This is a genomic window from Zavarzinia aquatilis (genome assembly GCF_003173035.1).
GTDB lineage: Bacteria > Pseudomonadota > Alphaproteobacteria > Zavarziniales > Zavarziniaceae > Zavarzinia > Zavarzinia aquatilis.
In genome coordinates this window covers 175,817-191,817 of the sequence record NZ_QGLE01000002.1, presented here as the reverse complement: position 1 = coordinate 191,817, position 16,001 = coordinate 175,817, and the positions used below count along the sequence as shown (strand labels likewise).

Annotated in this window: 13 protein-coding genes and 1 tRNA gene; 13 read left to right on the top strand and 1 reads right to left on the bottom strand. The window is 66.9% G+C overall.

The features are described from left to right. Positions 1-26: 26 nt before the first annotated feature. Together DKG74_RS04390 and DKG74_RS04385 are read left to right on the top strand one after the other, a co-directional pair. The gene (locus DKG74_RS04390) at positions 27-3,608 is read left to right on the top strand and encodes a hydantoinase B/oxoprolinase family protein (RefSeq protein WP_109903033.1); all 3,582 of its coding nucleotides are present in this window, start codon (positions 27-29) and stop codon (positions 3,606-3,608) included. Positions 3,609-3,624: 16 nt separating this feature from the next. Continuing rightward, positions 3,625-4,296, top strand: a complete 672-nt coding sequence (locus tag DKG74_RS04385) for an SDR family oxidoreductase (RefSeq protein ID WP_165837529.1) — start codon at positions 3,625-3,627, stop codon at positions 4,294-4,296. Between the two features lie 251 nt (positions 4,297-4,547). Here the strand turns inward: DKG74_RS04385 and DKG74_RS04380 are convergent, their stop codons facing one another. Then, a complete protein-coding gene (locus tag DKG74_RS04380) occupies positions 4,548-5,219 on the bottom strand; it encodes a TetR/AcrR family transcriptional regulator (RefSeq protein WP_109903029.1) in 672 nt (223 codons plus the stop codon). A 102-nt stretch (positions 5,220-5,321) separates the two neighbouring features. Between DKG74_RS04380 and DKG74_RS04375 the strand changes: the two genes are divergently transcribed. From DKG74_RS04375 to DKG74_RS04325, 11 genes are all read left to right on the top strand, one after another. After that, on the top strand, positions 5,322-6,098 hold the full coding sequence (locus tag DKG74_RS04375; RefSeq protein WP_165837528.1) for a Coq4 family protein: 777 nt from the start codon (positions 5,322-5,324) through the stop codon (positions 6,096-6,098). Positions 6,099-6,440: 342 nt separating this feature from the next. Beyond that, positions 6,441-7,424 carry a hypothetical protein gene (locus DKG74_RS04370; protein WP_133251496.1) on the top strand — a complete coding sequence of 328 codons (984 nt, stop codon included), beginning with the start codon at positions 6,441-6,443 and terminating at the stop codon, positions 7,422-7,424. A gap of 34 nt (positions 7,425-7,458) precedes the next feature. Beyond that, a tRNA-Arg gene (locus DKG74_RS04365) sits at positions 7,459-7,535 on the top strand. Positions 7,536-7,931: 396 nt separating this feature from the next. Next, the gene (locus tag DKG74_RS04360) at positions 7,932-8,945 is read left to right on the top strand and encodes a sigma-54 interaction domain-containing protein (RefSeq protein ID WP_165837527.1); all 1,014 of its coding nucleotides are present in this window, start codon (positions 7,932-7,934) and stop codon (positions 8,943-8,945) included. Between the two features lie 234 nt (positions 8,946-9,179). Next, on the top strand, positions 9,180-9,767 hold the full coding sequence (locus DKG74_RS04355; protein WP_109903765.1) for an NAD(P)H-dependent oxidoreductase: 588 nt from the start codon (positions 9,180-9,182) through the stop codon (positions 9,765-9,767). A 24-nt stretch (positions 9,768-9,791) separates the two neighbouring features. Further along, positions 9,792-10,925 carry a dimethylsulfone monooxygenase SfnG gene (gene sfnG, locus DKG74_RS04350; protein ID WP_109903021.1) on the top strand — a complete coding sequence of 378 codons (1,134 nt, stop codon included), beginning with the start codon at positions 9,792-9,794 and terminating at the stop codon, positions 10,923-10,925. 87 nt (positions 10,926-11,012) lie between these two features. Continuing rightward, entirely contained in the window at positions 11,013-11,882 is an 870-nt protein-coding gene (locus DKG74_RS04345; RefSeq protein ID WP_207779235.1) for an ABC transporter ATP-binding protein, read from the top strand. A gap of 12 nt (positions 11,883-11,894) precedes the next feature. Further along, positions 11,895-12,776 (top strand): branched-chain amino acid ABC transporter permease, encoded by an 882-nt coding sequence (locus tag DKG74_RS04340; RefSeq protein ID WP_109903017.1) that lies wholly within the window; start codon positions 11,895-11,897, stop codon positions 12,774-12,776. Between the two features lie 2 nt (positions 12,777-12,778). Next, positions 12,779-13,810 carry a branched-chain amino acid ABC transporter permease gene (locus tag DKG74_RS04335; protein WP_109903015.1) on the top strand — a complete coding sequence of 344 codons (1,032 nt, stop codon included), beginning with the start codon at positions 12,779-12,781 and terminating at the stop codon, positions 13,808-13,810. A gap of 26 nt (positions 13,811-13,836) precedes the next feature. Beyond that, on the top strand, positions 13,837-15,177 hold the full coding sequence (locus tag DKG74_RS04330) for an ABC transporter substrate-binding protein (protein WP_109903013.1): 1,341 nt from the start codon (positions 13,837-13,839) through the stop codon (positions 15,175-15,177). A 10-nt stretch (positions 15,178-15,187) separates the two neighbouring features. Next, the gene (locus DKG74_RS04325) at positions 15,188-15,991 is read left to right on the top strand and encodes an ABC transporter ATP-binding protein (RefSeq protein ID WP_109903011.1); all 804 of its coding nucleotides are present in this window, start codon (positions 15,188-15,190) and stop codon (positions 15,989-15,991) included. The last annotated feature ends 10 nt before the right edge of the window (positions 15,992-16,001 follow it).

Sequence of the window (16,001 nt, the reverse complement as noted above, 5' to 3'; positions counted from 1 at the left end):
CTTGGGCAGGGAAGACAAGAGGGCATATGAGCACCTGGGATTTCTGGATCGACCGCGGCGGCACTTTCACCGATATCGTGGCCCGCCGCCCGGACGGCGTCATCGTCACGGAAAAGCTGCTGTCCGAGAATCCGGAACATTACGAGGATGCCGCGGTCGAGGGCGTGCGCCGCCTGCGCGCGAGCCTGCCCGGCCCGGTCAATGCCGTGAAGATGGGCACCACGGTCGCGACCAACGCCCTCCTCGAGCGGAAGGGCGAGCGGGTGGTGCTGGCGATCACCCGCGGCTTCGCCGATGCCCTGCGCATCGCCTATCAGAACCGGCCCGATATCTTCGCCCTCGACATCCGCCTGCCGGAACTCCTCCACGAACAGGTGGTGGAGATCGACGAGCGCGTGTCGGCCCGGGGCGAGGTGCTGCATCCCCTCGACCTCGAAGGCGCGCGGGCGGGATTGCAGGCGGCTTTCGAGGCCGGCATCCGCTCGATCGCCATCGTGCTGCTGCACGGCTATCGCTTTCCCGCGCACGAGCGGGCGCTGGCGGCGCTGGCGCGGGCGATCGGCTTCACCCAGGTCTCGACCGGCCATGGCGCCAGCCCCCTGATGAAACTGATCGGGCGCGGCGATACCACGGTGGTCGATGCCTATCTCTCGCCCATCCTGCGGCGCTATGTCGACAGGGTGGCGGCGGCGCTGGGCGACAGCCGGCTGATGTTCATGCAGTCCTCCGGCGGGTTGACCGACGCCCATCTGTTTCAGGGCAAGGACGCCATCCTGTCCGGACCGGCCGGCGGTGTCGTCGGCGCCGTCCGCACCGCGGCGCAGGTGGGGGAGGGGCGGATCATCGGTTTCGACATGGGCGGCACTTCGACCGACGTCTGCCATTACGCCGGCAGCTTCGAGCGCGCCTTCGAGACCCTGGTGGCGGGCGTCCGCATCCGCGCGCCCATGATGGCAATCCACACCGTCGCCGCGGGCGGCGGCTCCATTCTCGGCTTCGACGGCGCGCGCCTGCGGGTCGGCCCTGAAAGCGCCGGGGCCAATCCGGGCCCCTGCGCCTATCGCCGGGGCGGGCCGCTGACGGTGACCGACGCCAATGTGCTGCTGGGCAAGTTGCTGCCGCACCGTTTCCCCGCCGTCTTCGGTCCGGGCGCCGATCAGCCGCTGGACGCCTTTGCTGTGCGGGCGAAGTTCGAGGCGCTGGCGGCCGAGGTTTCCGCCGCGACCGGCAAGCCCACGACGGCCGAGGCCATGGCCGACGGTTTCGTCGCCATCGCGGTCGAGAACATGGCCAATGCGATCAAGAAGATCTCGGTGCAGCGCGGCCACGACGTGACGACCTACACGCTGCAATGTTTCGGCGGTGCCGGGGGGCAGCACGCCTGTCTGGTCGCCGAGGCGCTGGGCATGGGCCGCGTGATGTTGCACCCGATGGCGGGGCTGCTGTCCGCCTATGGCATGGGCCTCGCCGATATCGCGGCGACGCGGGAAGAGGCGGTGGAGGCGGTGCTGGACGCCGCCGGCCTCGCCGCTGCAGAGGCCCGCCTCGATGCCCTCGGCGCGGATGCGATCGACGAGGTCGCGGGTCAGGGCATCGCGCGGGACGCCATCGCCCTGCACAGGCGTATCCACCTGCGTTACGAGGGAACGGATACCGCCCTCATTGTGGCCCATGGCACGCCGGACGCCATCAGGGCGGCGTTCGAGGCGGCGCATCGTGCCCGCTTCGGCTTCATTTCCGGCAACCGGCGCCTGATCGTCGAGGCGATCTCGGTCGAGGCGGCGGGAGGCGGCAGCGCCGTCGCCGAACCCGTTCTGCCAACTCGTGCCGACGGCAGCACCGTCGACGTGGCGGAGACGGCGCGCATCTTCAGTCGGGGCGGGTTCCACGACGCGGCGGTGGTCGAGCGGTCGGGCCTGCTCGCCGGCGATATCGTCGACGGCCCCGCGATCCTGGTCGAGGCCCATTCGACCGTGGTGGTCGAACCGGGCTGGCGGGCGCGGATGCACGGCAACGGCACCCTGTTCCTTGACCGCACGGGCGAGGCGGCGCGGCGCGACATCGGCACCGGCCGCGATCCGGTGATGCTGGAGGTGTTCAACAACCTCTTCATGTCGATCGCGGAACAGATGGGCCTGACGCTGGAGAAGACCGCGCATTCGGTGAACATCAAGGAAAGGCTCGACTTTTCCTGCGCTGTGTTCGACGGCAAGGGCGGCCTCGTCGCCAATGCACCGCATATGCCGGTCCATCTCGGCAGCATGTCGGAATCGGTCGAGACGGTGATCCGCGGTCACCGCGCCACCATGCAGCCGGGCGACGCCTTCATGCTGAACGCGCCCTATAACGGCGGCACCCATCTGCCGGATGTGACCGTGATCGTGCCAGTGTTCGACCGGGCGGGCCGCGATGTGATCTTTTACGTCGCGGCGCGCGGGCATCAGGCCGATATCGGCGGCATCACGCCCGGCTCCATGCCGCCCCATTCGACGAGCGTGATCGAGGAAGGCGTGCTGATCGACAATCTGCCCCTGCTCGCGAAGGGCCGCTTCCTCGAGGACGAGGTGGTGGCGCTGCTCTCGTCCGGGCCTTACCCCGCGCGCAATCCGGCGCAGAATGTCGCCGACCTGAAAGCGCAGATCGCCGCCTGCGAGAAGGGCGCGCAGGAATTGCTGGCGATGGTCGGGACTTATGGCCTCGCCACCGTCCACGCCTATATGCGCCATGTGCAGGATAATGCGGCGGAAGCGGTGCGCCGGGTGATCGACCGCCTGTCGGACGGCGAATTCACCTGCCGGCTCGACAATGGCGCCGTGATCCATGTCGCGGTCACGGTCGATCGGGCGGCGCGGCGGGCGCGGGTCGATTTCACCGGCACCTCGGCGCAAGTGCCCAGCAATTTCAATGCCCCCTTCGCCGTGGTGAAGGCCGCCGTGCTCTATGTCTTCCGCACCCTGGTCGACGATGACATTCCGCTGAACCAGGGCTGTCTCGAACCGCTCGACATCATCGCCGGGGAAGGCTCGATGCTGCGGCCGGTCTATCCGGCGGCGGTCGTCGCCGGCAATGTCGAGACCAGCCAGGCGCTGTGCGACGCGCTTTATGGCGCCCTCGGCGTGATGGCGGCGGCGCAGGGCACGATGAACAATTTCACCTTCGGCAACGACCGCTATCAATATTACGAGACGATCTGCGGCGGTGCCGGGGCCGGCCCCGATTTCGACGGCTGCGATGCCGTCCACACCCATATGACCAATTCCCGCCTGACCGATCCCGAGGTGCTGGAATGGCGCTTCCCGGTGCGGGTGGAGGCTTTCGGCATCCGTCGCGGCTCCGGCGGGGCCGGGTGCCACCGGGGCGGCGATGGCGTCATTCGCCGGATTCGCTTCCTTGAGGCGATGACCGCGGCCATTCTGTCGAACCGGCGGGAGGTACCGCCCTTCGGCCTCGACGGCGGCGATGCGGGCGCGCCCGGGATCAACCGCTGCCTGCGGGTGGATGGGACGGTGGAGTTGCTGGGGCCTTGCGCCGAGGTCGCGGTCGCGCCCGGCGATGCCATCGAGATCGAGACACCGGGCGGCGGCGGCTTCGGCCGGCCGCGAGATTGAAGCGAGGGAGAGGGCGATGCCGAAGACCATGTTGATCACAGGCGCCAGCCGGGGCCTCGGCCGCGGGCTGGCCGAGACCTATGCCCGGGCGGGCTGGCAGGTTCACGCCGTGGCGCGGCAGGCGGGCGATCTCGAATCCGTGTCCGGCATCACCGCGCACGAGCTGGAAATCACCGACCGCAAGGCCATCGCCACCCTGCGCACCCGTTTCGCCGAGGCGCGGCTGGACCTTGTGATCAACAATGCCGGCATCTGGGGACCGCAGGCGCAAGACCTCGGCCCCATCGACGCCGACGCCTGGCTGGACGCCTTCCGGGTGAACGCCATGTGCCCCTATTACGTCGCCGAGGCGCTGCTCGATCCGCTAGCCCGGGGGCGGGGGCGGATCGTCACCATCACCAGCGGCATGGCTTCGATCACCAACAACAGCTCGGGCGGGGACTATATCTACCGCTCGTCCAAGGCGGCGGCGAGCATGGCCATGCGCTCGCTCTCGCGCGATGTCGTTTCGCGGGGACTCTGTGTCGTCACCCTCGACCCCGGCTGGGTGCGGACGGCGATGGGTGGGGCCGAGGCACCGCTGTCGATCGAAGAATCTGTCTCGGCCATGCACCGCACCATCGAAGGTCTGACCTCAAGAGATAACGGCAAGTTCCTGAATCTGTACGGAAACGAAGTGCCGTGGTAAGGCCCGGGCAGCATTGCGGCGCAGCGACGAATTCGGGTTTTCAGTGACGGATTTCTAAGTAACGATGAAGCCACCTCACCGACGAGAAAGGAAAGAAGGTCAATGACCGCCAATCATCTTCTCACCGGTGTCGTCTTCACCTTTCTGATGGCGCTGGTCGTCGGACTGGTCTGAGCCAAGCTGCAGACCCAAGTCACACAGGCGCGAATGGTGAAAAACGGGGCGGCCCCAACGGGCGCCCCGTTTCCATGTTAGGCCTTTGGCCGGGCAGCGTCCTTGGGCGGGAAATAGCTGTCCATATGGGCCTGGATCAGATGGCCGAACCACAGGCGGAAATCCTTGCGCGCAACCGGGTCGTCGGGCCGCCTTGCCGCCCCGCGCAGGGCGTGGCCCATGATGCCGTCGCCGTAGGCGACGGTCGCGACCAGCAGCACGATATTGGACGTATCTTCCTCTGACGGCGGGGCGACGCCCGCCGTCGCGTGATGTTCCATCCGGATGCTGTGAATGACGCGGATCAGCTCCGCGATCATCTGTTGCGAGAAACCCTGATTGCCGCCGTCATGCTCCAGCGTCAGCCAGGCGGCGAGGCGGGCATAGCCGCGCTCGGACAGAACCTCGAAGACTTTCTGCATGACCTGGGTCGCGTCCGGCGTCTTGCCCGCCGGTGTCGCCAGCGCGGCCAGAACGTCGGCGCGCAGCTGTTCGGTTGCCCGGATCGACAGCGCCTTCACCAGGCCGTCGCGACTCTCGAAATGGTGCAGGATGGCGGAATGGGACAGGCCGACGTCGCGGCCGATATCCTGCAGCCGCAAGCCTTCGGGGCCGAGGTTGGTCAGGCGGGCTTCCGCCGCGTCGAGGATCTGGCGCCGGGCTTCTTCCGACGTGCGCCGGATGCGCTTGCTCCCGATGACCGCTGCCATGCCGCTCTCCCCGCCGCGATCCCGAATCGCCCCGCGAATTGACAATTATGTCAACCGACTATAGGTTTCTGTTACACGAAAAATAAGACCGGGGCTATGACCATGGCGGTAAAGGGTGAGGAAAAGGCCGGGATCGGCAAGCTGGCGGGCAATCGCCGCTATCGCCCGCTCGAGGCGCTGCGGGCCCTGCGCATCCTGTTGCGCGACAAGGAAGATACCGCTCAGGTCTTCCGCATCATCGACGCCCTGGGCGGTCCCGCCTTCGAGGCGCTCTATCACCGCTTTCGTCGCCTGCCCCATGCCCTTGCCCTGCTCGAGCGGCCGCGTACCCTATGCGACGTGCTGTCCGACCGGGCCTATCTTGCCAGCCTGCCCGACGGCAGCCTCGGCCGCGCCTATCTCGGCTTCGTCGAGCGCGAGCAACTGACGGCCGACGGTCTCGTCGCCGCCAGCGACGAAGGTTATGGCGAGCGCGAGGAGGTCGATCCCCTGATGCGCCGCTTTGGCGAGCGCCTGCGCGATTCCCACGATCTCTACCACGTCGTCGGTCAGTTCGGCCGCGACGGCATGGGCGAGGTTTGCGTGCTGTCCTTCACCCACGGCGTTTCCGGCAATCCCGGCATCCTGCTGGTGATCCTCGGCGGCATCGGCAAGTTCCGCAAGGAATTGCCGGGTCAGCCCGTCGCGCGCATGGCCTGGCAGGCGTGGAAGATCGGCCGCGCCGCCACCTTCCTGCCCGGCGCCGACTGGGAAGCCCTGCTGCCGCTGCCGCTCGACGAGGTGCGCCGCCAGCTGAATGTCGGCACGCCCGCGCTTTATCACGCGTCGGGCCTGATGAACGCCGGGGGCGAAACGGGGCCGATGCCGGTCGCGGCCTAAGGCGGGCGAGGGGGCTTTCGGCCAAAAAAAAGCGGCCCGGCGCGGAGTGTCGCCGGACCGCCCATTCCCGGGGTCCATCCCATAGTCCCTGCCGATTGCCGACACCCTCCCCAGCGTGCCTTCAACCGATCACCGGGGGTTGTTTTTTTATCCCCTCGGTTGTTCCGGTGGCCTTTTCTTTTTGTTGGGCCGCCGAATTTCTCCCCCGCCAGCAGGTCGCCGATGTGTTCGACGTGATTCGCAGCTGGCGCTTTTCTTTTTCTTGCTGACGGGCATCATGACGTCATGTCGGTACTGAATGCAACATCAGAAGTTACCGCACCTGCGTCCCGCAGGCGCAGCATGGATCGGCTCGCGGTTTTTGCATCTGCGTTGCTTCATGTCTTGATCCTGCTGGCCATCCTGCTGAAATTGCCCGACGAAGCGCAGGATGGCGCGGGCGGCATGGCGATCGACATCGTCTATGACGTGCCGGGTGACGCCACCAGGGGCGACGGCGACGATGCCGCGGCTTCCGCCGTGCCGACCGCCGCCGAGGTGACGCCGGTCGAGCCGGCACCGGTTCCGCCCGCGCCGGCGCCGCCCGTCGTGGCCGAGGCCCCGCCCGTGCCCGAGGCGCCGCCCCCGCCCCCGCCCGAGCCGGTCTCGAAAGTGCCCGAGCCCGTGGTGCAGAAACCGCCGCCGCCAAAGCCCAAGGCGCCGACCCCGCCCCGGCCGACGGTTGCCGCCCCGGCCCGGCCCGCGCCCGCGCCGCCCACGCCGGCCAGCCTGCCGGGCACGGGTACGGGACAGGTTACAACCGGGGAAGGGCGGGGGACGGCGGCCGGTGCCGCCGATCCCAATGCCGCCGCGGGCGAGGTGGCGGGCGATGGCGGCGTCGTCGGCAATGGCGTGCCGCGCGTCGCCCGGGGCAAGGATGTCGGGACCGAGGAACTGCGCAACCGGCTGATCGGCAACACGCTGTCGGGCCAGATGGGCAGCCGCGACGGCGCCGCCGGCCGCTTCGACGTGACCTGGCAGGCCTATGTGAAGCCGGACGGCACGGTGATCGCCCGCATCTATTACAAGGCCATCGGCAAGAAGGGCGCGATGGAGGAGAAGGTCGTGACCGAGCGCGGGGTGTGGAGCCTCGAGAACGGCCGCATGTGCCTGAAGTTCGAGAAGATCATCGACCTCGGCGCCAAGGATTGTTTCCGGGTGCAGGACGTCGACAAGAAGATGGCCTTCTACTACGGCGAATGCCCCTTCAACTCGTCGGACCGCTGCCACAGCAACCGCCTCGGCCAGTTCGGCGAGGTACTGCCCGGCAACGCCTTCGGCCTTTGACAGGCTGTGCCGGCACCGCTAAAACTGCCCGCGTGTCTCCGTAGCTCAGCAGGATAGAGCACAGGATTCCTAATCCTGGGGCCGTGGGTTCGAATCCCGCCGGGGACACCATCCCTTTCCAGCAGAACCGATCCCGACGGGATTATCCCGTTGCCGCATTTCCTTCGTGGGAGAATGTCGCGGCACGCGCGCTGGATCGTGGCGGAGCATAAATAACATTATAATAGTGTTGATATTTATAATAATTGAGAAATTGATGTGAATAATTTAGATACAACATGGAATCTGTTCCGATCATGAAGGAGGAAGGTCATGTCCGGTCGCCATGTCGCCTTCGCCGGAAGCTCCGGGGCCACAGGGGCCCATCACGCGGCGCGATGTTGACCATCATGCCAAGTCGGCATTGCCGACTGGCGAGGATTGTCGACGTCGACCGCCATGGGCGCCTTCCCGGGCGCTTCAGCTTCTGTATCGGGTAATGACATGTCTGTTAACAAGGTGGTCGCCATGCCAACGCAGCGTAGCGACGGGGCCTCAGCCATATTCGTCGATCCCGTCTCGCTCGGCCTCGAGGCCGAGATCGAGCGGGTGGCGAAGTCATCCGTCCATATCCTGATCCGCGGCGAAACCGGCGTGGGCAAGGAATTGGTGGCGCGGCGCATTCATGCGCTGGGTGCCCGGCAAGGCCGGCCCTTCGTCGCGGTCAACTGCGCCGCCCTGTCCGAGAGCCTGTTCGAGAGCGAATTGTTCGGCCATGAAAGAGGGGCCTTCACCGGTGCTTTCGTTGCGACCGCCGGCTGGTTCGAGGCCGCGGACGGCGGCACGCTGTTCCTCGATGAAATTGGCGAACTGGCGCCGGCCATGCAGGCAAAGCTGCTGCGCGTCATCCAGGAACGCGAAGTAACGCGCGTGGGCGCCCGTGTGGCGCGGCCGATCAACGTTCGCCTGATCACGGCGACCAACGTCGATCTTGAACAGGCCATCGCCGACGGCCGTTTCCGCGAGGATCTATACTATCGCATCAGGGTCGCCACGCTGCGCATTCCGCCCTTGCGCGATCGGCCCGCCGATATCCTGCCCCTGGCCCGCCATTTCAGCCGGCATTACGCCGCGCAGCCCGGGGGGATCCCCTTCACGGCGGAAGCGGAGGCCGCCCTGTTGCGCCACGATTGGCCCGGCAATATCCGCGAGCTGGAAAATGTCGTGCAGGCGGCGCTGGTCGGACTGCGAACGCCCCATGTCACGCCGGCTGACCTGACCCTGACCGTCCGGCGCGCGACCGCCGCGCCTGAAGTGGTGCCCGACAGTCTCGGTCTGCTTTCCGGCCTCGTTGACGATTTGCTGGCCTTCGACACACCCGATCTGTTCGAACGGGTCCAGGAGTTGCTGGTGTTGCGCGCCCTCGCGGCCTGCCACGGCAATCAGGTGCGCGCCGCGGCCAATCTCGGCGTCACGCGGAATGTGCTGCGTACCTTGATGCAGCGTCACGGACTGTTGAAGCCGACGAACCGCGAGCCCTGATATCGCTCGCGATACAGCGGAAGGAAAGGGGCATCGTCGCGAGACGGTGCCCCTTTCGCATGTCGGCCCAGGCTCGATCTGTTGAAATCGGTGCAGGGGGTCAGCATCGTTTGTCGAGAATCCAGCAGCATTTGTACTTTTTAAATAAGTTAATTAAGGAAAACTACGAACATTATGTGTTGGCATGATTATTGATAGGTGATCGGGGTGTGTAAATTGCCCCCGGATGTCGTCGTGCCTCACTCTCAGCCTTTCAGTCTCGTGTCGGTCAACGGCAGTCCCCGGCAGCCGTCGCGGACCGGCCATCTCGTGCGGGCCATCGCCGATGCCGTTTCGGTCCGCATTCCGGTGATCCACGAGGCGATCGACCTTGGTGCGGTCTCGGGGCCGCTGCTGGCCGCGCCGGGCCGCGCGGACCTCCCGCCGGAAGGGGAGGCACTGGTCCGCAGGATCGAGACCGCGGACATCCTGGTCCTCGGCACGCCCGTCTATCGCGGCTCCTACACCGGGCTGTTCAAGCATCTGTTCGATCTCGTCGCACATGACGCCCTCGCCGGGAAGATCGCGGTGCTTTCGGCCACCGGCGGCTCGCCTCTGCACGGGCTGGTGACCGAGCACCAGTTGCGCCCGCTGCTGGGTTTCTTCGGCGCCTACACGGTGCCGACCACGATTTTCGCGACCGAGACCGATTTCACCGATCTCCAGCTGTCGAATCCTGCCATTTCGGCCCGCATCGACCGTGCCGCCAGCGAAGCCGCCCGCCTTCTGGAGCGTCGCGCGACGGTCGTGCCGTCGCCGGTCGTTCTCGCCCGTACCGCCTGACCGGAAACACAAGGAACCATCGCCATGAACGCCATCGCTCCCATCGCCGCCAAGACCGAGGACGCCGTGAAATTCGCCTATTGGGTGCCCAACGTCTCGGGCGGCCTCGTCGTCTCGAAGATCCCGCAGCGGACGGACTGGAACCTCGACTACAACATCAAGCTGGCGCGCATCGCCGAGGAGGCGGGCTTCGATTACGCCCTGTCGCAGATCCGTTTCATCGGCTCCTATGGCGCCGAATACCAGCATGAATCGACCACCTTCTCGACCGCCCTGCTCGCGGCGACGACGAAGCTGAAGGTGATCGCCGCGATCCTGCCCGGTCCCTGGCATCCCGCCGTCATCGCCAAGCTCGGCGCTTCCGCCGATCAGCTGTTCGGCGGCCGCTGGGCGATCAACGTGGTCTCGGGCTGGTTCAAGGGCGAATTCACGGCGCTCGGCCTGCCCTGGCTCGAGCACGACGAGCGTTACCGCCGCAGCCGCGAGTTCATCGAGGTGGTGAAGGGCATCTGGACCCGGGACAATTTCACCTACAAGGGCGACTTCTACCAGATCAACGACTTCAACCTGCGGCCCAAGCCGGTGCAGGCGCCGCATCCCGAGATCTTCCAGGGCGGCAACAGCAAGGCCGCGCGCGAGAACGCGGGTGCCGTCTCCGACTGGTACTTCATGAATGGCAACACGCCCGAAGGCCACAAGGCCCAGATCGACGACGTGAACGCGATCGCCGCCCGCAACGGCCGTGCCGGTCAGGTGAAGTTCGGCGTCAACGCCTTCATCATCGCCCGCGATACCGAGAAGGAAGCCAAGGCGGAACTCCAGGCGATCATCGACCAGGCGGACGCCGAGGCGGTGAATGCCTTTGGCGGCGCGGTGAAACAGGCCGGTCAGGCCTCGCCCGACGGGCAGGGCATGTGGTCGAAGTCGGGCTTCAACGATCTCGTCCAGTATAACGACGGCTTCAAGACCAATCTGATCGGCACCCCCGAACAGATCGCCGAGCGCATCTACGCCCTGAAGGCGCTGGACGTCAATCTGGTGCTGGGCGGCTTCCTGCACTTCCAGGAAGAAGTCGCCTATTTCGGCGAGAAGGTGCTGCCGCTGGTGCGCGAGCTGGAGCGGGCGAAGCCCCTGCCGGCGACCGCCGCCGTCGCCTGATCGCTGCCCCGAAACCACGAGGGCGGCAGGCCGGATCGGTGCCAAAGCGGCACCGATCCGGTTACCGGGATGAAGATGATGATGGTGATGTCTGAACAGATCGCGACCGCCTGGGCGCTGGAACAGGCCGGGGTAACCCCCGCCTTCCTGCGCCGCGAGGAGGAGGAAGCGGCGCCTCCGGTGTATCGGGGCGACGCACTCCTCGTCCTGCAGGGCGTCAGCCTCGCCTTTGGCGGGGTGAGGGCGCTGTCCGATATCGGCTTCGCCGCGCGCGAGGGCGAGACGCTGGCGATCATCGGGCCGAATGGCGCGGGCAAAAGCTCGCTCCTCAACGTGATCAACGGCATCTACCGGCCGCAGTCGGGACGTGTGCTGTTCCGGGGCCTGGACCTGACCGGTCGCGGCGCGCGGAATGCCGCCCGCGCAGGGATCGCCCGCACCTTCCAGAACATCGCCCTGTTCAAGGGCCTGTCGGTGATCGACAATATCGTCACCGGCCGCAGCCTTGCCCATCGCGCCGGGCTTTTCGAGCAGATCCTCGGCCTGCCGCGCGCCCGCCGCGAGGAAGCCGAGGCGCGGGAGGAGGCGCTCCGCCTGCTCGATTTCCTTCAGCTGGGCGCCTTCGCCGAGCGTCAGGTCGGCGCGCTGCCCTATGGCCTGCAGAAGCGGGTGGAACTCGCGCGGGCGCTCGCGGCGCGGCCCCGGCTCCTCCTGCTCGACGAGCCGATGGCGGGCATGAGCGCGGGCGAGAAGCAGGACCTGTCCGACGCCATCCTCGCCGCCAAGGCCCGCTTCGGCATGACCGTCGTCCTGATCGAACACGACATCGGCGTCGTCATGAACCTGTCCGATCACATCCTTGTGCTCGACTACGGCCAGAAGATCGCCGACGGCACGCCGGACGCGGTGCGCGACGACCCCCGCGTGATCGAAGCCTATCTCGGCGCCGGTCACTGAAAGGCTGAAGCCATGGATTTCCTGCTCGAAGTGCTGGTCGGCGGCCTGTTGTCCGGCGTGATGTATTCCCTGGTCGCGATCGGTTTCGTGCTGATCTACAAAACCTCGGGCGTGCTCAATTTCGCCCAAGGGGCGCAATTGCTCTTCGCCGCGCTGACCTTCGTCAGCCTCGTCGAGCGTGAGGTGCCCTTCGTCGCCGCGCTGGCGATCACGCTCGGCGCCATGGTCGTCATCGGCCTTGCGATCGAGCGTTTCGTGCTGCGGCCGCTGGTCAATCAGCCGCCGATCACCCTCTTCATGGCGACGCTCGGCCTCTCCTATGTGATCGAAGGCGCGTCGCAACTGCTCTGGGGCGCGCAGGTCCATGGCCTCGACCTCGGCATCGACGATGCCCCGATCGAGGCGGCGGGCATCTTCATCAGCCAGTTCGATCTCTTCGCCGCCGGTATCGCCGGGGCGATGGTGCTCGCGCTCGTGCTGTTCTTCCGCAAGACCCGCACCGGCCTTGCCTTTCGCGCGGTGGCCGACGATCAGGTGGCGGCGCTCTCCGTCGGCATCCGCCTGCCCCGGGTCTGGGTCGCGGTCTGGATCGCCGCGGGTGTCGTCGCCCTGGTCTCCGGCCTGTTGTGGGGCGCGCGGCTCGGGGTACAGTTCTCCCTCTCCCTCGTCGTCCTCAAGGCTTTGCCCGTCCTGGTGCTCGGCGGCTTCGATTCCGTTGCCGGCGCCATCGTCGGCGGCCTGCTGATCGGCGCGGCCGAGAAACTGGCCGAGGTTTACATCGGTCCCCTCTTCGGCGGCGGGATCGAGGGCTGGTTCGCCTATGTCGCCGCCCTCGCGTTCCTGTTGGTGCGTCCTTCCGGCCTGTTCGGCCAGAAGCTGGTGGAGCGGGTGTGACCATGACCGATCTGACCCTGTCCCAGCCCCGTCAGGGCCTGCCCGCCTGGGCCGGGCGCCTGCCGGTGGCCCTGTTGCTCGCCGTCGCCTTTGGGGTCGTGCCCTTCGTCGGCGATCAATATCTGTTCGACGCGATCCTGGTGCCGTTCCTGGCGCTCTCGCTCGCCGGTGTCGGCCTCAACCTGTTGACCGGCTATGCAGGGCAGGTCTCGCTCGGCTCCGCCGCCTTCATGGCGGTGGGGGCCTTCGCGAGTTACAATTTCATCCTGCGGATCGAGGGGCTGCCGCTGCTCGCCGGGCTCGCGCTCGGCGGGGTCACGGCGGCGGCGGTCGGCCTTGTCTTCGGGCTGCCGTCGCTGCGGCTCAAGGGTTTCTATCTCGCTGTCTCGACCCTCGCCGCGCAATTCTTCGTGCAGTGGGCGCTGACCAAATTCGACTGGTTCTCCAACGGCAATGCCTCGGGTGTCATCACCGCGCCGCCGCTGACCGTGCTCGGCATCAGTTTCGACAGCTCGGTCGGGCGCTATCTGTTCTCGCTCATCGTCGTTGCCCTGCTCACCCTGGCCGCCTGGCGTCTCACCCGCTCGGAGATCGGGCGCAGCTTCATCGCCGTTCGCGACCGCGACGTGGCGGCGTCCAGCCTCGGCATCTCGGTCCTGCGGGTGAAGCTGCTCGCCTTCGCCGTCTCGTCCTTCATCGTCGGCGTCGCCGGGGCGCTCTGGGCCTTCGCCTACCTGCGCACGGTGGAGCCGGCGGGCTTCGACCTCGACCGCTCGTTCCAGATCCTCTTCATCGTCATCATCGGCGGCCTCGCCTCGATCCGGGGCGCCTTCCTCGGCGCCGGCTTCATCGTGATCTTCCCGCTGATCCTCAGCCGTCTCGGCCAGGCGCTGCTGGGCGACACCTTCGATTCGGGCGTGCTCGAGAACGCCCAGAAGATCGTCGTCGGCGGGTTGATCATCGCTTTCCTCATCGCCGAACCCGCCGGTCTCTCCGCGCTCGTCGCGCGGCTGACCCGGCGTAACCTCAACTGATACCGGACACCCCCAGGAGTCGTTTCATGTCCTTCAGGAAGACCATCAGCCGCCTCGCGCTGGCCGCCGCGCTGCTCGGCGGCCTCGGCAGTGTCGCGGCAAAAGCCGACGGCGAGATCTATTTTCCGCTGCAATCCTATCGCGTCGGCCCCTATGCCGCTGGCGGCACCGGCTTCTTCGGCGGTTTCATCGACTATCTGAACCTGATCAACGAGCGCGACGGCGGCGTGAACGGCGTCAAATTCGTCTGGGACGAATGCGAGACCGAATACAAGGTCGAGCGCGGCGTCGAATGCTACGAGCGCACCCGCTCGACCCATCAGCCGGCCGGCCCGGCGGCCTATAATCCGCTCTCGGTCGGCATCGCCTATGCCCTGATCGACCGCGCGACCTCGGACAAGATCCCGCTGATCACCATCAACCACGGCCGCACGGATTCGACCGACGGCCGCGTCTTCCCCTATGTCTTCCCGCTCCAGCTCAATCCCTGGTCCGAAGCCTCGGCCACGGTCAATTACATCGGCCAGCAGCTCGGCGGCCTCGACAAGCTGGCCGGCAAGAAGATCGCCGTGCTCTATCACGGCTCGCCCTACGGCAAGGAAACCATCCCGATCTTCGATCTCCTCGCCAAGAAATACGGCTTCGAGGTCACCCAGATCGAAGTGCCGCACCCCGGCAACGAACAGCAGGCGCAGTGGCTGACCATCCGCCGCCTGAAGCCGGAATATGTCGTGCTGCGCGGCTGGGGCGTGATGAATCCGGTTGCCCTGAAGACGGCGGTGAAGACCGGCTTCCCGGTCGATCACATCATCGGCAACGTCTGGTCCAATTCGGAGGAGGATGTGATCCCGGCCGGCGATGCCGCCAAGGGTTACGTCTCGGTCACCACCCATCCCTCGGGCACCGAATTCCCGGTGGTCAAGGAAATCGTCGAGAAGGTCTACGGCAAGGGCGTCGGCAATCTCGAGGACAAGGGGCGCATCGGCAGCGTCTACCACAACCTCGGCATCGTGAACGGCATCCTGAACGTGGAAGCCGTGCGCATCGCCCAGGCCCATTTCGGCAACCGCGCCCTGACCGGCGAGGAAGTGCAGTGGGGCTTCGATCATCTGGTGCTGGACGACAAGCGCATCGCCGAACTGGGCGCCACCGGCCTCGTCCAGCCGCTGCAGGTGACCTGCGCCGACCACGAAGGCGGCGGCGCGGTGAAGTTCCAGCAATGGGACGGCAAGACGTGGAACGTGGTCAGCGACTGGGTCGCCTCCGACCGCGCCCTGCTGCGCCCGCTGATCGAGCAGTCGGCCGAGGCCTACGCCAAGGAAAAGGGCATCCAGCTTCGCGATTGCTCGGCGGCGAACCCGAGCTGAGGACGGGACCATGACCGGCACGCCGCTTCTCGTCGTCGACGATATCGAGGTCGTCTATCAGCAGGCGATCCTCGCCCTGCGCGGGCTGTCCCTGAGCGTCGACGCCGGGCAGGCGGTGACGCTGCTCGGTGCCAACGGCGCGGGCAAGAGCACGGCCCTCAAGGCCGTCTCGAACCTGCTCCGGGCCGAGCGCGGCCGGGTGACCCGGGGCCGTGTCCTGTTCGAGGGGCAGGACATCGGCCGTCTCGATACCGCCGACCTCGTGGAGGCGGGGGTCATCCAGGTGCTCGAGGGCCGTCACTGCTTCCCGCAGCTGACGGTCGAGGAAAACCTGATCAGCGGCGCCGTCTCGCGCCGTCTGCGGGGCCGCGCCCTGCGCGCCGCCCTCGACCGGGTCTACGACCTGTTTCCGCGTCTGGTGCCGAAGCGGGGTATCAATGCCGGTTACACCTCGGGCGGCGAGCAGCAGATGCTGGCGATCGGCCGGGCGCTGATGGCGCGGCCGCGCCTCATCGCCCTCGATGAGCCGTCGATGGGGCTCGCCCCCCTCGTCGTCGAGGAAATCTTCGACATCCTGCACCGCCTGCGCGACGAGGAGGGGATCAGCCTGCTGATCGCCGAACAGAACGCGGCGGTCGCCCTCCGCCATGCCGACCATGCCTATATCGTCGAGAACGGCCGCGCCGTCGTCGACGGTCCCGCGGCGGACATCGCCGCCCGGCCGGACGTGCGCGACCTCTATTTCGGTCTCAGTGCCAGCAGCGAAAGGACGCCCCATGCGCCCGGCGCCCCGGTGTTGACGGAATCGCCCTGATCCCGTCCCG